Raw genomic sequence first — 15824 nt, 5'->3', positions numbered from 1 at the left:
CCGGCCGACACTGAGGCGTACTGCACAGCGGCACCCACCTGAACCATCGTTATATTCCCTGGGTGACTACCGAGACCGGGACCAACATCCACAGCACCGCGGGCAAGCTGGCGGACCTGGAGCGCCGGGTCGACGAGGCGGTGCACGCCGGGTCGGCTCGCGCCGTGGAGAAGCAGCACGCGCGCGGCAAGAAGACCGCCCGCGAGCGGATCGAGATGCTCCTCGACGAGGGCTCCTTCGTCGAACTCGACGAACTGGCCCGGCACCGGTCCACGGCCTTCGGGCTGGAGCGGAACCGCCCGTACGGCGACGGTGTGGTCACCGGCTACGGCACGGTGGACGGCCGGCAGGTGTGCGTCTTCGCGCAGGACTTCACGGTCTTCGGTGGCTCGCTCGGCGAGGTCTTCGGCGAGAAGATCGTCAAGGTGATGGACCTGGCCATGAAGATCGGCTGCCCGGTGGTCGGCATCAACGACTCCGGCGGCGCGCGCATCCAGGAGGGCGTCGTCTCGCTCGGCCTCTACGGCGAGATCTTCTTCCGCAACGTGCGGGCCTCCGGCGTCATCCCGCAGATCTCCCTGGTGATGGGGCCCTGTGCCGGCGGCGCGGTCTACTCCCCGGCGGTCACCGACTTCACCGTGATGGTCGACAAGACCTCACACATGTTCATCACCGGCCCGGACGTGATCAAGACGGTGACCGGCGAGGACGTCGGCATGGAGGAGCTGGGCGGCGCGCGTACGCACAACTCCCGCAGCGGCAACGCGCACTACCTCGCCAGCGACGAGGAGGACGCGGTCGACTACGTCAAGGCGCTGCTGTCGTACCTGCCGTCGAACAACCTCGACGAGCCGGTGGTCGTCGACGCCCCCGCCGAGCTGGCGATCAGCGACGAGGACCGGGAGTTGGACACCCTGATCCCGGACTCGGCCAACCAGCCGTACGACATGCACACCGTCCTCGAGCACGTCCTCGACGATGGGGAGTTCCTGGAGGTCCAGCCGCTCTACGCGCAGAACATCGTGGTCGGCTACGGCCGGGTCGAGGGGCGACCGGTCGGTGTGGTGGCCAACCAGCCGATGCACTTCGCCGGCACCCTGGACATCGCCGCCTCGGAGAAGGCCGCCCGGTTCGTTCGCACCTGCGACGCGTTCAACATCCCGGTGCTGACCTTCGTGGACGTGCCCGGCTTCCTACCCGGCACCGGTCAGGAGTGGGACGGCATCATCCGCCGGGGCGCCAAGCTCATCTACGCGTACGCCGAGGCGACCGTCCCCAAGGTCACCGTGATCACCCGCAAGGCGTACGGCGGGGCGTACGACGTGATGGGCTCCAAGCACCTCGGCGCGGACCTGAACTTCGCCTGGCCGACCGCGCAGATCGCGGTGATGGGCGCGCAGGGCGCGGTGAACATCCTCTACCGCTCCGAGCTGGCCGGCGCCGAGGACCCGGCGGCGGTCCGGGCCGAGAAGATCGCCGAGTACGAGGACACCCTGGCCAACCCGTACGTGGCCGCCGAGCGCGGGTACATCGATTCGGTGATCCCGCCGCACGAGACGCGTACCCAGATCGTCCGGGCGCTACGCGTGCTGCGCACCAAGCGGGAGACCCTGCCGCCCAAGAAGCACGGCAACATCCCGCTCTGATCATCGCCGGGGCGGGTCAGCAGGCCGGGTTGGCGGCGGCGCACATCCGCGCTGCCGCCGCCACGGAGAGCTGACGGAGTTCGGCCTCGGTGCCGTCGTAGCCGAGCCGGAGCACCGAGACGGTGTCGCCGACCCGGACGATCGCCAGCAGGATCGGCGGAGGGTCGTCGCCGTGTACCTGCCCGCTCTTCACGTCCTTGGCGGCCGTGAGCGAGGTCCGCAGGATGGCGGCGTCGTCCCCGGCGAAACCCCGCTGCGTCACCGCCCACCTGTGGACGACCTCTACCGTGGTGACAACGCCTGCCGTGTCCAGCGGCCCGACGCTTCGCCATTCGGCGCACGGGGCGATCAGGTCGTCCAGACCGGCGAAGAGCTGTGTGGCCGCCTCGGGCGTCAGCCGGTAGAGGTCCTGCGCGACCAGATCGTCGCCATCCGTGCGAGGGCCCGGAGGATGCTTCCGTAGCAGCGTCTGCGAGCGGGACAGGATTGACGGCTGCCAGCCCTCCGAGCGTCCCTGGCTCGTCCGGCAGGCCCCGAGCAGGGGATCCAGCAGGACCGGCTCGCCCAGCCCCGACTGGCTGAGCTGCCAGGGGTACATCGGGTCGGCGACCGGCTGTGGCAGATCGGCCGGCTGCAACAGTGCGTCCGTGGTGATCTCGTGGCGGGTCGGCGAGGCGGAGGCGGCCGGCAGAGCCGGCGCCGGGGACTGCCGCGGCGCGGCGACCGCCACGGCGGAGGCCCCGGCGAGGGTCAGCACGGCGGTCGCCACGACGATCCTGCGCTGGGTGCGACGGCGGGCCCGGGAGCGAATCTCCTCCGGGGCCGGCCACCGGACATCCCGCAGTTCATTGTGGATCTGCTCGACGAGCGTCGGGTCGTCACGCATCGGTGGCCTCCTCCAGGTCAGAGACGGCGAGCAGGCCGGCGAGCGCAGTGCGCCCCCGGGAGAGACGGGCCTTGACCGTGCCCACCGGGGCCGCGGTCTCCCGCGCGACCTCGGCGACCGGCATGCCCACCAGGTAGTAGAGGGCGATGGCGACGCGTTGCTCCTCGGGCAGTCGGCGCAGGGCGGCGACCACCGCGACGGTGTCGGTGCCCGGCCCGGGAACGGTCTCGGTGGCCCCGTGTCGCAGGTAGGCGCGGGCACGGCTGCGTAGGCTGCGCCACCGGCTGACCGCGATCCGGCTGGCCACCACCCGCACCCACGCCTCCGGGTCGTCGTACTCGCTGACCGTCGACCAACGCTGCCACGCCCGGACGTACGCCTCCTGCACGGCGTCCTGCGCCTCGCCCCGATCGCCGGTGAGGGCGTAGACGAACCCGAGGAGTCGTTGCCGACTCCCCCGGTAGAACTCGTCGAACCCGTCGACGTCCGGCACCCGCTACCTCCCCGTGTCGGTCGCTGGGAACACGCACCGGGCCGGGTCGTCGGTTGCCCCGATCAGGCGATCATCTTTTCCAGCTCGGTGAGCGGGAACGCGCCAGGCCCGATCCGCTCCCGGACCGCCCGGCGTACGGCCCGCTGCACGGCGACGTTGACCGGCGTCGGTACGCCGTGCAGCCGGCCGAGCAGCGCGATCTCGCCGTTGAGGTGGTCGACCTCGGTGGAGCCGGTGCCTCGGGCCAGGCTCTGCCAGGTGGAGCCGCCGGAGCGGGCCTCGCCGTCGACCGGGCGCTGCCCGACCAGGTCGCCGCGTTCGGCCTTCTCCTCCTCTGGCGAGGTGTGCGCGATGCCAGCGGCGGCGAGCGCGGCGACGCCCTCGGCGCGTACCCGCTCGACCAGCGCGTCCGGGATGTCCCGGCCGAGCAGCGCCTGTAGGCCGTTACCGAGGTTGCTGAGCAGCTTGCCGTACTTCCAGCGCAGCACGTCGGTGCGGACGGGGGCGACGAACCCGGCGGCGGTCAGGTCGGCGGCGATCGCCCGGTCGGTGTCGTCGGCGCCCCCGGGGTACCGCCCGATGTGGAGCATCCCGGGATGCGGGTACCCGTTGGCGACCACCACGCCCGGGTCCAGGTGGGTGGCCGGCAGCCAGACGCAGACCGGGTGCACGTCGGCGAAGAGCCGCAGCGCGGCCCGCTCGTTCGCCACCCCGTTCTGCGCGGTCACGAGCGGCAGACGTTCGCCCGCCGTGCCGCCGCCGACCACCGGCGCGTCCACCCAGGCGGCAAGCGCGCCGGCGGTGTCCTGCGACTTCACGGTGAGGATCAGCACGGTGTCCGCTGGCAGCGGCTGGTCAGTGGGCCGGTCCACCGCCGCGAGCCGGGCGGTGACCTCACCCTCGGGCTGCCGCAGGGTCAGACCCCGCGCGCGGATCGCGTCCAGGTGGGCACCGCGGGCCACCACTGTCACGTCCCGGTCGGCGTCAGCCAGCCGTACGCCGATGGTCCCGCCGACCGCACCCGCCCCGATGATCACGTATCGCATGGCCCCATTCTGCCCGCCGGTGCGCCTTCCGCCCGCCGGTCAGCCGGTGGTCAGGCCGGCGTCGGTGAGGAACGGGCCGGCGAGCAGGAGCGCGCCGGCGATCAGCGCCGCCAGGTTGACGAGGGCGAAGACGCCGACCCAGAAGAGCGGCGGAAACGGGGTGAGCCCGGCGAGCTGGTCGGCGTCGGAGGCGGGCATCCGGCCCCGCGAGCGCAACCGCTGCAGCTCGACCACCGGCCGCACCCCGCCGAGCAGCAGAAACCACACCCCGGCGTACGCGAAGGCGGCCTGGACCTGCGGCGTCGCGTACCACGAGACGGCGAACACCAGCGCCCCGGTGATCAGCAACGACACCACGCCGAAGGCGTTGCGGATCATGACGAGCATGGCCAGCAACAGCGCGACTGCCACCCAGAGCAGCAGGGTGATTCGGTTACCACCGAGCAGCCAGGCACCGGCCAGCCCGACCAGCGGCGGTGCGACATATCCGGCGAGCAGGGTGAGGATCATGCCCGGCCCGGTGGGGCGGCCGGCGGAGAGCGTCAGCCCGGACGTGTCCGAGTGCAACCGGATGCCGTGCAGCTTGCGGCCGGTGAGCAGGGCGACCAGGGCGTGCCCACCCTCGTGCGCGATGGTGATGGCGTTACGGGCGATCCGCCACGGCAGCCGGGTGGAGACCACCACCAGCGCGACGGCCCCGGTGATCAGCACCAGCAGTGCGGGCGGGTCCGGCTGCGCGCCGAACAGCGTGTCCCACAGGTCGCCCAGCCCGTCGATCGACATCATGGGGCGCGAGCCTACCGGCGGCGTTCCGTGTCGCTCCCGAGGCACCGGCTCGAATGTCGACCACTGGGGCGCCTGACGCCGGTCGATGAAGCTTTTTTCCGGTCGCCCTTGTGATCTAGGGCACTTACCTCCAAAGATGAATGTCGATAGAGCGACGTCCTTGGAGGCACTCATGGCCCGTACCCGATCATCGCTGCGCCGCGCGCTCGCGGCCGGCCTCACCGTCCTCGCCACCGCGGCGGCGGCCCTGGTCGCGACCGCCGGACCGGCGGCCGCCGCCACCACACCCGGTGTCGACGTCTCCCGCTACCAGGGCACCATCAACTGGACCAGCGTCCGCAACGCGGGCATCCAGTTCGCCTTCATCAAGGCGACCGAGGGCACCAGCTACAAGGACCCGAACTTCAACGCCAACTACGTCAACGCGTACAACGCCGGGGTGATCCGCGGGGCGTACCACTTCGCCCGCCCGAACATCTCCGCCGGCTCGACCCAGGCCAACTACCTGGCCTCCAACGGCGGCGCCTGGTCCGCGGACAGCCGTACCCTGCCGGCCGCGCTGGACATCGAGGGCAACCCGTACGCCGGTGGCTACTGCTACGGGCTCAGCACGACCGGGATGCGCAACTGGGTGCAGGACTTCCTGAACACCTACCGCTCCCGCACCGGCCGATACGCGGTCATCTACACCACCACGAGCTGGTGGAACCAGTGCACCGGCAACTGGACCGGCCCGTGGGCGAACCACCCGCTCTGGCTGGCCCGCTGGTCGAGCACCCCCGGCGCACTGCCGGCCGGCGCGTCGGTGTGGAGCTTCTGGCAGTACACCAGCACCGGCGCGGTCTCCGGGATCAGCGGCAACGTGGACCGCAACTACTGGAACGGCGACCGGAGCCGCCTGATCGCGTTGGCCAACAACACCTGACCGGGCCGTTGGCGGCAGCGGGATCGACGGTCACCCTCACGGTCGACAATCGGTCCGGCTGCCGCCACACCAACCGGGTACGGGTCAAGCCCGCCGCCGGCTCAGGGCCGGCACCACAGCATCCTCACGAGCCAGCGCGCCCCGGCGGGTCAACCGCCAGGCAGCCACGCCAAAGCCGGCAACGATCACGACGCCGAGCAGTGCGATGAGCACCGAAACCCCCGCGCTGACCAGCAGCAGGATCGCGTCGCCGAGCGCCACGAGCATCCACAGTGCCAGCCGGGGCCGAGCGTCCCTCCGTCGGTAACCCATGTCGTGCCTCCTTCCGTCGTCGAAGGTCAATTACCCACGACGACGGCAGGTCATGCGAATGAGTTTCAGTCCTGACGGTCGGGCACGAAACCCTTGGCGATCCGGTCGAAGTCCGGCAGCTTGGCCTGCCAGTCCTTGTCGGCGACCTCCCACCGCATGGCGTAACCGCGGTTCTTGGCCGTCACGAACCCGCGGTTGCGGACGTGGATCCGCTGCCCGTCGCGGGTCTCCAGCCACTCCCAGTCCGCACACGTCTTCCAGAAGTTGCAGCGTTTGATGTCGATGTACTGGTAATCGTTGACGATGTTCTTGCGGCCGCCCTCGATGCTCTTCCAGTCGGCGTAGGCGTCGTCCTTCGGGTTGGGAGTCCACTGCACAAGCAGCTCACCCGGCCCGTTGGACTGGTCGAAGACGACAGTGTCGCTGCCGCCCGAGCGCCGCACCCAGCCATCGGGCAGAGGCAGGGCGAAGCCGGCCGGGTCCCGGTGCAGCTTCCAGCCCGCCGGCAGCGCGTTCGGGTCGACCGAGGGGGTGGCCGAGGCCGACGGGCTGGGCGCACCGGTGGTGGGCGGCGGTGGCGCGGCAGCGGAGGTCGGCGCGGGCGCCGACGTCGCGGCGGCACCTGTCGGGTTGGCCTGCGGGGTCTTGTCGTTGTCCTTGGTCAGCATCGGCACGACAACCACGAGGCCGATCAGCAGCAGGGCGACCACGGCCCCGATCAGCAGGTTACGTCGGGTGTTGTTCGGCTTCGTGCCATCCGAGAGCGGCACCGCCGCGCGGCCTGCCGGACTCACCGGCGGCATGAGCGACGTCGGCGTGATCGGCTTGCGCTGCTCCGGAGCCACCGGCGGACCGTCGACAACCGTCGGCTCGTCGTCGACGTTCGTCGTACCGCCGCCGCTCGTGTCGGGCGCGGCCGTCACCTTCGCGGTCGGCTCGGCATCGGACGGGTCGGCATCGGACGGACGGTCGATCGTGGCGGTCGGCTCGGCCGGCGCCGCTGCGGTCGGCTCGGCCGGCACGACCGCGGTCGGGTCGGCGACCGCACCGGAGGAAACGACGGCCGTCGGCGTGGCATCCGCGGCGGAGGTCGTGGCAGCAGCGGAGGTAGCGGCCGGCGGCGGCGATACCGGCCGGTCGGCACTCTCGGCCGGTCGCGGGGCCGGCACCACCGGCAGGCGCGGCTCACGCGGACCGTTCGGCCCAGGCCGGCGTACGCCATCAAGCAGGGAGATGCCGCGCGACCGCTTGCCGCCGGCGCGGCGCAGCAGGCGCTCCGCCACCTCGGCGGTGATCCGTTCGTTCGGGTCCTTGCGCAGCAGCCCGTTGAGCACGGCCTTGAGCGGACCGGCGTTCTTCGGCGGCGGAATCGGCTCGGTGGCCAACGCGGCCAGGGTGCCGATCGCCGACGGCCGGGCGTACGGCGACTTGCCCTCGACCGCCGCGTAGAGCGTCGCGCCCAGCGACCACAGGTCGGCCTCCGGCCCGGCTGTGCCGTCCCGAGCCCGCTCCGGCGAGATGTACGCGGGCGAGCCGAGCACCATGCCGGTGCGGGTCACATTGGGGTCGCCGGGGATCGTGGCGAGACCGAAATCGGTCAGCACCACCCGGCCATCGTCGCCGAGCAGGACGTTGCCGGGCTTCACGTCGCGGTGCATGACACCCGCCTTGTGCGCGGCGCTGAGCGCGCCCAGCACGCCCAGGCCGATCTCCACCGTGCGGGCCACCGACACGGGGCCGTCCTCGGCGAGAGTGTCCTGCAACGACTTCGACGCCACGTACTCCATGACGATCCACGGATCGCCGTCGGTGCGCAGCACGTCGAAGATGCGGACCACGTTGGCGTGGTTGAGCCGGGCGATGGCCCGCGCCTCCCGCAACGAGCGCTCGCGCATCTCGCGGCGCTCCTCATCGGTGAGACCGGGCGGCGGCACCAACTCCTTGATGGCGACATCCCGATGCAGCACCTCGTCGCGCGCCTTCCACACCCGGCCCATGCCACCCTGGCCGAGCGGCGACTGGAGCCGGTATCGGTCAGCGACGAGTTGGGGAAGCGCGTTCGACATCGGTGAGACGGTACCCGGACCGGCTGACGCTCACACCGCCGGCACGCCACTGTGCGCTTCGCGTAACTTCGCGCCGCGTACCCTGGCGGCATGTCTGCCGAAGAGCCGCTGTTCCGGGTCGTCCGCGGCGTGCCCACCGCCGAGGAGTTGGCCGCTCTGGTGGGGGCGATCATCATCCGGTCCCGTCCGACCGCCGCCCCCGCGGAGGCGACCGCGTCCGCCTGGGCGCGCAGCGGTCGACCGGGCAACTCCCGTGGGTGGCGTGCCGCCAGCCTGCCCCGCTGACGCCGAGACCCGCCGTATGGGGGCTGTCAGGGTGGCGTTGAGCCGTTAACCTCACTCAGGGAAACGGTGCCGTTACGGGTAGGGAGGTTCCATGATCCCCGAAGAGGACCGGCCAGCACCCTGGCTACGCGGTTACGGCGGCATCGAAGCCGACATCAGCCAGCTCAGAGAGTTCGCCGACCGGCTCGCCGCCGAGGTCGAGAGCAACTACGCGCCGCACCTGTCGTACATCGCCGAAGACATGTCCGCGAAGCTGCCCAACCCGTGCGACGCCTTCATCGAGCTGGTCACGTTCCTGCACGCGCACCACGAGACGCAGCAGGCCACCGCCGACATGGTGTACGCCGTCCGAGGCGCCACCGGCCACCTGGCCGCCGCCGCCGATCAGGTCGCCACCCACTACGCCGACAGCGACGCCTTCACCGCCGCCCGAGTGGTGGACGTGCAACGAGCCCTCGCCAACCCGGCCAGCGTCCTCCCCGGCGGTCCGACGCCGACCCTCACCGACCCGACCAGCCCCGACGCCGCAGGGCCGGTGGTGCTGCCATGATCGAACGGGGCACCGGCCGCACCTCCGGCCTCACCGACTGGCACCTCATGGACGTCAACAGCATGTGGGCCTGCCTCCAGGACCACGACACCGCCAACCACTGGAAACAGGTCGCCGGCTGGCGCAAGGTCTGCGACCTGGCGCAAATCCACCTCGGCCGCCTCCAGCAGTACCGACGCGGACTCGCCGAAGCATGGCCCCCCGAAACCAGCGCCGCCTCCCGCACGTACCTCGCCGAACTCGACGAACTCATCGACAAGGTGCAGCGCACCCACGACGCCGCCGCCGCGAACTACACCGCGCTGTCCGCCGCAACCCAGGCCATCGGCACCACCCGCGCCGCACTCCGCAAGATCCACGAGGAGTACGCGACCAAGTTCCAGCAGAAGCAGGCGTACGAGTCGATGGTCGCCGACCCGAAAGCGGTGATGGGCAACCGGGCCACCGCGCCGCCCGTTGCTGATGGGGAGTTGGAACGGCTCAACGTGCAGGCCCGATCCATGATGTTCAACCTGAGCGGCGAACTCCAACAAGCCCAAGCAACTCTCCAAAAACCACCCGCGGCGCCTAAGACAAACCCCGGGATCGATCAGAGCGAGGTGAATGTTTACGGCGGGGCTTCCGCTGCGCCTGTAATTCCTCCAGTAATAGCGGTACCTCTCCCGAAATCCCCTACAACTCGCCCGAGGGCTTCCGCTGGTCAAGGCTGGCCAATAACAAACCCTGGCGTCGGACCAGTTCTTGGCGGAACAGGTAACGTAATCGCTCCTGGCTCCACAACCCCTGTCCCGCCAATCGGAGCTACGCCGCCAGCAGTTTCCGGTTCAACACCTGGAGTCGGGGTGACACCCCTACCGCCTGCAAATTCCGGACGTGGTGATGCTTCTGGGGCATCGCACCCCCACTCAGCCAACCCTCCAGCCAGCACCACAGACTCTGCGGGCAAACCTGCGGCGCAACCGCGCCCGATGCCTCCTGGCGGCCTAATCGGCGGAGTGCCTGCGATGGGATTTGGCTCACCCGCAGCCGGTGCCGGCGCACCCCGCCGCATTAATCCGGTGGGCGGAGTAATAGGTGGCGGCAGCGCCGGGACAGGGCCTACTGGCGGCGCCGGCTCTCGCCCCGGAGGTGGCCGAGGCTTGAACGCGCTTCAGGGAACCCCTCCCTTCGGCTTCGGCTCCAGCATCGGTCAAAGCGCCGGCCAAAACCCCAGTGGCGGAGCATCCCCACGGCCCGGCTTTCGGATAGATCCAGACGCGGAAAGGCGCCGCCGGGATCCTGACAACCCCTGGACGACAGACGAAGGCGTCGCCCCAATCGTTCGACCACCGAATGATGAAGGCCCCATCGACCCAGGTCCGGCTATTGGCATAGACCGTTGACCCTGCGGGCCTCCGGAGTGCTGTTAGCCAGTATCAGCCTCACATTCACATTACTTCCAACCCCGGCCTCAGCTCAGAACAATCCTCAACCGAAAGATGTTGAGCGGATACGTAACGATCAGTGGCACCTGGACTATCTAAAAGCCAACGAAGCTCAAAGGTTAAGCAAAGGCAAGGGCGTAATTGTGGCCGTCCCAGACACCGGCGTCGCACCGCACCCCGACCTTCACGATAATCTCTTAACCGGTACCGACATCGTCCTCCCCAACGGCGGCGACGGCTGGCGGGACGACAACAGCCATGGCACCGGAATGGCCGGGCTAATCGCTGCCCACGGACAGTCCGTAAATCTCGGCGCTCTTGGCATCGCTCCAGAGGCGAAAATCCTACCAATCCGAACCAGCCGAACAGATCAAGATGGCGACAGCGACAACCTCGCGACCGGGATCGATCTTGCTGTCGCCAAAGGCGCTTCGGTTATCAGTGTCTCTTCCGTCGCGGGACCAAATAGTCGACTAAAACGAGCCATCGAGATGGCAATGCAAGCGAATGTCGTCGTGGTTGCAGGGGTAGGTAATGAACCTCGGGACAAATATGTTAGCTTTCCGGCCGCCTATCCGGGTGTGGTCGCTGTAGGCGGCATAGATCGAAACGGGAGTCACGCCAGCTTTTCGGTATCTGGGCCGGAGATTGACGTGGTTGCGCCCGCCGTCGACATTTACAGCACGAGCATCGGCGGCAAATACCGCAAAGGCACCGGAACCTCTGACGCGACGGCGATCGTTGCGGGCGCGGCTGCGTTGATCAGGTCCAAGTACCCGTACCTGCCGGCCCGCGAGGTGGCGCACCGGCTCACAGCAACCGCCGTCGACAAAGGCCCTCCTGGGCGTGACGACGAGTACGGCTACGGGGTGATCGATCTTGTGGCGGCGCTGACGGCAGACGTACCGCCGCTGGGGTTTGACTCGGTGAGCGTTCCGGCTGGCGCTGGCCCGACCACGACGGCTGGCGCTCAGCCGGGTGATGAGAGCGATGGCGCGACCGCACGCGGCCTGGCCACCCTCGGCGTGCTCGTGGCTGCCGGGGTTGGGTGGGCCGTGATAGCGCGGCGACGCCGTCGCGGTGATGATCCGCCGCCCAGAATCAGTCGCTGATCGATCAACGAGGCGCTGATCCACTCGCGTTTCAGGAAATCGCAGTGTCCGGGGCGATGGGATACCGCGATTTCCTGAAAGTCGAGTGGATCAAGGGCGGCCGACCGCCGGGTCGCCCGACCACCAGGCCACCCCACCACCCGGGCCACCCCACCACCCGGGCCACACCACCACCAGGCCGCCCGACGGCCGGGCGGTGGGTGCTGGGCGGGGTGTCGGTCTTGGTGGGGGGATGGGCGGTAACGTCGGGCTGGTGTCTGAGACTTTGCCGCTCCGCCTCGTGCTCGCTTCGGCGAGCCCTGCCCGTCGTAAGTTGCTCCAAGCTGCTGGTATCGAGCCGGAGGTGCTGGTCAGCGGGGTGGACGAGTCCCTGGTGGTGACCGAGCGGGCCGAGGAGTTGTGTCTGGAGTTGGCTCGCCTGAAGGCGCAGGCGGTGTTGACCCGGCTGAACCCGAGCGCCGATCAGCGGACGTTGGTGATCGGCTGCGACTCGGTGCTCGCCTTCGACGGGGAAATTCTCGGCAAGCCGACGGATGCGGCCGACGCGACCCGGCGATGGCTGCGGATGCGGGGGCGCAGCGGCGTTCTGCACAGCGGGCACTGCCTGGTCGACGTTGCCGCGGGGCGGCGCGCGGAGGCGGTCGCGTCGACCACGGTCCACTTCGCTCACATCAGTGACGACGAGATCGCCGAGTACGTTGCCACGGGTGAGCCGCTGGCGGTGGCCGGCGCGTTCACGATCGACGGCCTTGGTGGACCGTTCGTGGAACGGATCGAGGGTGACCCGGGGACTGTGGTCGGGCTGTCGATGCCGCTGCTGCGCCGGCTCCTCGCCGAGCTGGATCTGCGGATCACCGACCTGTGGACGAAGGTCGCGCCGGGCGGCCAAACGGTCGAGCCGCTCGGTAACGTCCGGTCATGACCACCAAGTCGATCCCGCTCACCAACGAGCTGCACGCCTATCTGGTCGCACACGGCTCCCCGCCGGACGAGATCATCCATGACCTGGCCGAGGAGACCCGGTCGGTGCTGCCGGAGCACGCCACCATGCAGGTGGCTCCGGAGCAGGCCGCGTTCCTGACGTTCCTCACCCGGCTGCTCGGCGTGCGGCAGGCCGTCGAGGTCGGCACGTTCACCGGGCTTTCGTCGCTGGCGATCGCCCGCGGGTTGCCCGAGGGTGGGCGGCTGACCTGCTTCGACATCTCCGAAGAATTCACCGGCATCGCCCGGCGCTACTGGGCGCGGGCCGGCGTGCAGGATTCGATCGATCTGCGCATCGGTCCGGCCGCGGACGGGCTGCGGGAGTTGCCACACGAGCGGCACCTGGACTTCGCGTTCATCGACGCGGACAAGACCGGCTACCCGATCTACTGGGCGGAGTTGGTTCCCCGGATGCGTCCGGGTGGGGTGATCGCCGTCGACAACGTGTTGCGTGGCGGGCGGGTCATCGCCCCGCAGGACGCTGGTGACCGGGCCATCGCCGCGTTCAACGACGAGGTTCTCGCCGACGTGCGGGTGGACCCGGTGATGCTGCCGATCGCGGACGGCCTGACCCTCGCCCGGGTCCGCTGACCGCCGACAACCGCCGACCGTCGACCGTCGACCGTCGACCGTCGACAACCGCCGAACACGGATATTGGGGTGTCCCCACCAGGGGACACCCCAATATCAAGGAACAGCTAAAGCGGGCGTCAGCGGACGCTGCGGGCGAACTGGCGGGCTGCCCAGTAGACGCCCAGCGCGGCGAGGACCGCCGTGATGCTGAGGCCCTGCCAGACCTTGTCGCTGCCCAGGTCACCGGCGAACAGTGCCCGAGTGCCGTCCACCGCCCAGGAGAACGGGTTCCAGTTGGCGATGCCCTGCAACCAGCCGGGTGCGAAGGTCAGCGGCAGCAGGATGCCGGAGAGCAGCAGCACCGGCTGCGCCACGGTGTTCATCAGCGGGGCCAGCGCGTCCTCACTCTTGACCTTGAGGGCGACGCCGTAGGAGACGGCCGAGGTCATGAGGGCGATCAGGGCGAGCATCAGGTACGCCAGCAGCAGGTCCCCGATGAACACCCGTAGGTCGAAGATGAGCGCCAAGAGCGTGATGATGACGGCCTGCGCCAGGAGCGAGACCACGTCGCGCAGCGAGCGGCCGAGCAGCAGGGCGAGCCGGCTGATCGGGGTGACCCGGGAGCGTTCGATGACGCCGGCTCGCAGCTCGGCGATCAGGCCGAAGCCCTGGAACAGGCCACCGAAGATGGCCAGCAGCACCAGCAGACCCGGTACGAAGATCTTGTAGGCGGCGGCCTGGGTGGGCGCGTTAAGGGCGGGCTTGAGCAGCGGGGCGAAGAGCAGCAGGTACATGACCGGCTGGAACACGCCGACAAAGACCCAGACCGGGTTGCGTAGCAGGAGTTGGATCTGGCGCTGGAAGATCAGCCACGTGTCACGGGCGAATTTCATGAGAGTCTTCTCCGGTGGTCAGGACTCGCGCAGCGAGCGGCCGGTCTTGGTGAGGAAGACGTCGTCCAGGCTGGGTCGGTGCAGCTCGATCGAGCGCAGTTCCAGCCCGGCGTGGTCGAGTCGGCGCAGCACCTGCGGGATGGCGGTGGCGCCCTCGTCGACGTAGAGGCGCAGGCCGCCCTCGTCGACCGTCTCCAGCTTGTTGACGTACGGCTCGCCGTCGAGCGTCTGGGCGGCCTGCGGGGTGGCGGCCAGGTCGAGACCGACCAGCACCACGTCGCCAGAGATCTCCCGCTTGAGTTCGGTTGGCGTGCCCTCGGCCACCACCTCGCCGTTGTCCATGATCGCGATCCGGTCGCAGAGCGCGTCGGCCTCGTCCAGGTAGTGCGTGGTGATGAAGACGGTCATCCCGTCGGCGCGGAGCCGCCGGATCTCGTCCCACATGTGGGCGCGACTCTGCGGGTCGAGGCCGGTGGTCGGCTCGTCCAGGAAGACGATCTTCGGCTCGTGGATGATGCCGAGGGCGATCTCCACCCGGCGACGCTGGCCGCCGGAGTAGGTCTTGCACTTGCGGTCGGCGTACTCGGTGAGCTGGAAGGCGTCCAGCGCGCGAGCCGCGCGCCGTTGCGCGTCGGCCTTGCTGATGCCGTACATCCGGGCGTGCAGCACCAGCTCCTCGCGGGCGGTGGACTCGTCCCAGGTGCTGCCGCCCTGCGGGACGTACCCGATGCGGCGGCGCACCTCGGCCGGGTCCTTGCGCAGGTCGGCGCCCGCGATGGTGGCCTCGCCGCCTTCCGGCTCGATCAGCGTGGCGAGCATCCGCAGCGTGGTGGTCTTGCCGGCGCCGTTCGGGCCGAGGAAGCCGAAGATCTCGCCCTTGGCAACGTCAAGGTCGACGCCCCGCACGGCGTCCACCGTCTTCGTCTCTCGACCCGCGCGGGAGCGGAACGACTTCCGCAGCCCCCTGGTCTCGATCATTTCTGCTCCTGGTCGTTCGGGCCGGTCGGGCCGGCCGTCGAGTGGGACGACGCCGGACGGCGCACTCCCCCGCTGTGCCGCCAGCAGGCTAACGCGATATAGCTTTTTTAGTCAACGTTGATTATTGCGCGTCGGTGCCGGGCGACTCCGCGCCGTCCCTCCACCCCGACCAACCCTGCGCTTCATCCAGCTCAGCAGGCAGGTACGACACTCCGGAATCGATCCGCTCGGCGATCCGCTCGCACCAGCTCATCTCCGCCTCCGCCCGTGCCGACCACAGCTCGAGCATCCAGCCCACGTGCGCCGGCTTGCGGTTGCGCACCCAGTCCGAATCGAGCGAGGCGCGCATCGACTCGACGCCGGCACGCAGCAGATTGGCCCGGTTGCGCAGGGCGGCGGCCGCCTCGTCCCGGGGCATCGCCGGCAGGAAGGAGAAGGCCGCCGCGAACGGGTCGGCGGGCTCGCTGATGTTCCACCACAGGTTGCGCAGCAACGTCTCGAACTCGTCCTCCCCCTTGACGGTCACCTCGTACGTGGTCCGCGCCGGGCGGGCGCCGACCTGCTCGGTCGCGACGGCGCGGAGCAGCCCCTCCTCGGTGAGCTTGCGCAGGGCGTGATAGATCGATCCGGGCTGTATGTTCGCCCACTTGTCGGCGCTCCAGCTCAGCAGCTCGCGGCGCACGTCGTAGCCGTGCACGGGCTGCATCCACCGCACCAGACCGAGAATCATCATCCGAGTCGAAGACACCCGACAAGCGTAATAGCCAAGTTTGACTAAACCGTGGCGGGTGCAGTGCGGCATCCCACACTGAGTGATCGTTAGGGCCGCCGTGGGCGGCCGATACACTCCCCGTCAGTAACCTGCCCG

At 69.5% G+C, this 15824-nt stretch carries 17 protein-coding genes; 7 read left to right on the top strand and 10 right to left on the bottom strand.

Annotation, left to right across the window (positions count from 1 at the left end):
* The first annotated feature begins 62 nt into the window (after positions 1–62).
* Positions 63–1646 carry an acyl-CoA carboxylase subunit beta gene (locus ACQRWP_RS32440; protein WP_410820280.1) on the top strand — a complete coding sequence of 528 codons (1584 nt, stop codon included), beginning with the start codon at positions 63–65 and terminating at the stop codon, positions 1644–1646.
* Between the two features lie 16 nt (positions 1647–1662).
* Here ACQRWP_RS32440 and ACQRWP_RS32435 read toward each other — a convergent pair whose 3' ends face one another.
* The 4 genes from ACQRWP_RS32435 to ACQRWP_RS32420 form a co-directional block, all read right to left on the bottom strand.
* Positions 1663–2532, bottom strand: coding sequence for a hypothetical protein (locus ACQRWP_RS32435; RefSeq protein WP_430499964.1), 870 nt, complete (start codon positions 2530–2532; stop codon positions 1663–1665).
* On the bottom strand, positions 2525–3025 hold the full coding sequence (locus tag ACQRWP_RS32430; protein ID WP_196921048.1) for a SigE family RNA polymerase sigma factor: 501 nt from the start codon (positions 3023–3025) through the stop codon (positions 2525–2527). The genes ACQRWP_RS32435 and ACQRWP_RS32430 overlap by 8 nt, the downstream gene beginning before the upstream one ends.
* A gap of 62 nt (positions 3026–3087) precedes the next feature.
* Complete coding sequence (locus tag ACQRWP_RS32425) at positions 3088–4071, bottom strand: ketopantoate reductase family protein (protein WP_430499963.1); 984 nt, start codon at positions 4069–4071, stop codon at positions 3088–3090.
* A gap of 39 nt (positions 4072–4110) precedes the next feature.
* On the bottom strand, positions 4111–4857 hold the full coding sequence (locus ACQRWP_RS32420) for a M50 family metallopeptidase (protein ID WP_430499962.1): 747 nt from the start codon (positions 4855–4857) through the stop codon (positions 4111–4113).
* Positions 4858–5029: 172 nt separating this feature from the next.
* Here ACQRWP_RS32420 and ACQRWP_RS32415 point away from each other — a divergent pair, with 172 nt between their 5' ends.
* On the top strand, positions 5030–5782 hold the full coding sequence (locus tag ACQRWP_RS32415) for a GH25 family lysozyme (RefSeq protein WP_430499961.1): 753 nt from the start codon (positions 5030–5032) through the stop codon (positions 5780–5782).
* A gap of 84 nt (positions 5783–5866) precedes the next feature.
* Here the strand turns inward: ACQRWP_RS32415 and ACQRWP_RS32410 are convergent, their stop codons facing one another.
* Both ACQRWP_RS32410 and ACQRWP_RS32405 read right to left on the bottom strand, forming a co-directional pair.
* On the bottom strand, positions 5867–6094 hold the full coding sequence (locus ACQRWP_RS32410; RefSeq protein WP_430499960.1) for a hypothetical protein: 228 nt from the start codon (positions 6092–6094) through the stop codon (positions 5867–5869).
* A gap of 65 nt (positions 6095–6159) precedes the next feature.
* On the bottom strand, positions 6160–8160 hold the full coding sequence (locus ACQRWP_RS32405) for a protein kinase domain-containing protein (RefSeq protein WP_430499959.1): 2001 nt from the start codon (positions 8158–8160) through the stop codon (positions 6160–6162).
* Between the two features lie 90 nt (positions 8161–8250).
* On the opposite strand from ACQRWP_RS32405, the gene ACQRWP_RS32400 reads away from it, so the two are divergent.
* Positions 8251–8445: an acyl-CoA carboxylase subunit epsilon gene (locus ACQRWP_RS32400; protein ID WP_430499958.1), complete on the top strand. Its 195-nt coding sequence runs from the start codon at positions 8251–8253 to the stop codon at positions 8443–8445.
* A gap of 91 nt (positions 8446–8536) precedes the next feature.
* Positions 8537–8995: a hypothetical protein gene (locus ACQRWP_RS32395; RefSeq protein WP_091394404.1), complete on the top strand. Its 459-nt coding sequence runs from the start codon at positions 8537–8539 to the stop codon at positions 8993–8995.
* Positions 8996–9287: 292 nt separating this feature from the next.
* On the opposite strand, the gene ACQRWP_RS32390 is transcribed toward ACQRWP_RS32395, so the two are convergent.
* Entirely contained in the window at positions 9288–9431 is a 144-nt protein-coding gene (locus tag ACQRWP_RS32390; RefSeq protein ID WP_430499957.1) for a hypothetical protein, read from the bottom strand.
* A gap of 948 nt (positions 9432–10379) precedes the next feature.
* Between ACQRWP_RS32390 and mycP the strand changes: the two genes are divergently transcribed.
* The 3 genes from mycP to ACQRWP_RS32375 all read left to right on the top strand — a co-directional run bounded on the left by mycP (position 10380) and on the right by ACQRWP_RS32375 (position 13103).
* On the top strand, positions 10380–11531 hold the full coding sequence (gene mycP, locus ACQRWP_RS32385; RefSeq protein ID WP_430503359.1) for a type VII secretion-associated serine protease mycosin: 1152 nt from the start codon (positions 10380–10382) through the stop codon (positions 11529–11531).
* Positions 11532–11784: 253 nt separating this feature from the next.
* On the top strand, positions 11785–12453 hold the full coding sequence (locus tag ACQRWP_RS32380) for a Maf family protein (protein WP_430499956.1): 669 nt from the start codon (positions 11785–11787) through the stop codon (positions 12451–12453).
* Positions 12450–13103 carry an O-methyltransferase gene (locus ACQRWP_RS32375; RefSeq protein WP_430499955.1) on the top strand — a complete coding sequence of 218 codons (654 nt, stop codon included), beginning with the start codon at positions 12450–12452 and terminating at the stop codon, positions 13101–13103. Before ACQRWP_RS32380 ends, ACQRWP_RS32375 begins: the two co-directional genes overlap by 4 nt.
* Positions 13104–13222: 119 nt before the next feature.
* Here the strand turns inward: ACQRWP_RS32375 and ACQRWP_RS32370 are convergent, their stop codons facing one another.
* The 3 genes from ACQRWP_RS32370 to ACQRWP_RS32360 all read right to left on the bottom strand — a co-directional run bounded on the left by ACQRWP_RS32370 (position 13223) and on the right by ACQRWP_RS32360 (position 15689).
* Entirely contained in the window at positions 13223–13978 is a 756-nt protein-coding gene (locus tag ACQRWP_RS32370; protein ID WP_196928371.1) for an ABC transporter permease, read from the bottom strand.
* A gap of 18 nt (positions 13979–13996) precedes the next feature.
* Positions 13997–14956, bottom strand: a complete 960-nt coding sequence (locus tag ACQRWP_RS32365; protein WP_430499954.1) for an ATP-binding cassette domain-containing protein — start codon at positions 14954–14956, stop codon at positions 13997–13999.
* 121 nt (positions 14957–15077) lie between these two features.
* Entirely contained in the window at positions 15078–15689 is a 612-nt protein-coding gene (locus ACQRWP_RS32360) for a PadR family transcriptional regulator (protein ID WP_430503358.1), read from the bottom strand.
* Positions 15690–15824: the final 135 nt, after the last annotated feature.

This window comes from Micromonospora trifolii (genome assembly GCF_050516465.1).
Taxonomy (GTDB): domain Bacteria; phylum Actinomycetota; class Actinomycetes; order Mycobacteriales; family Micromonosporaceae; genus Micromonospora; species Micromonospora trifolii.
This window is presented reverse-complemented; position numbering and strand designations above follow the sequence as displayed.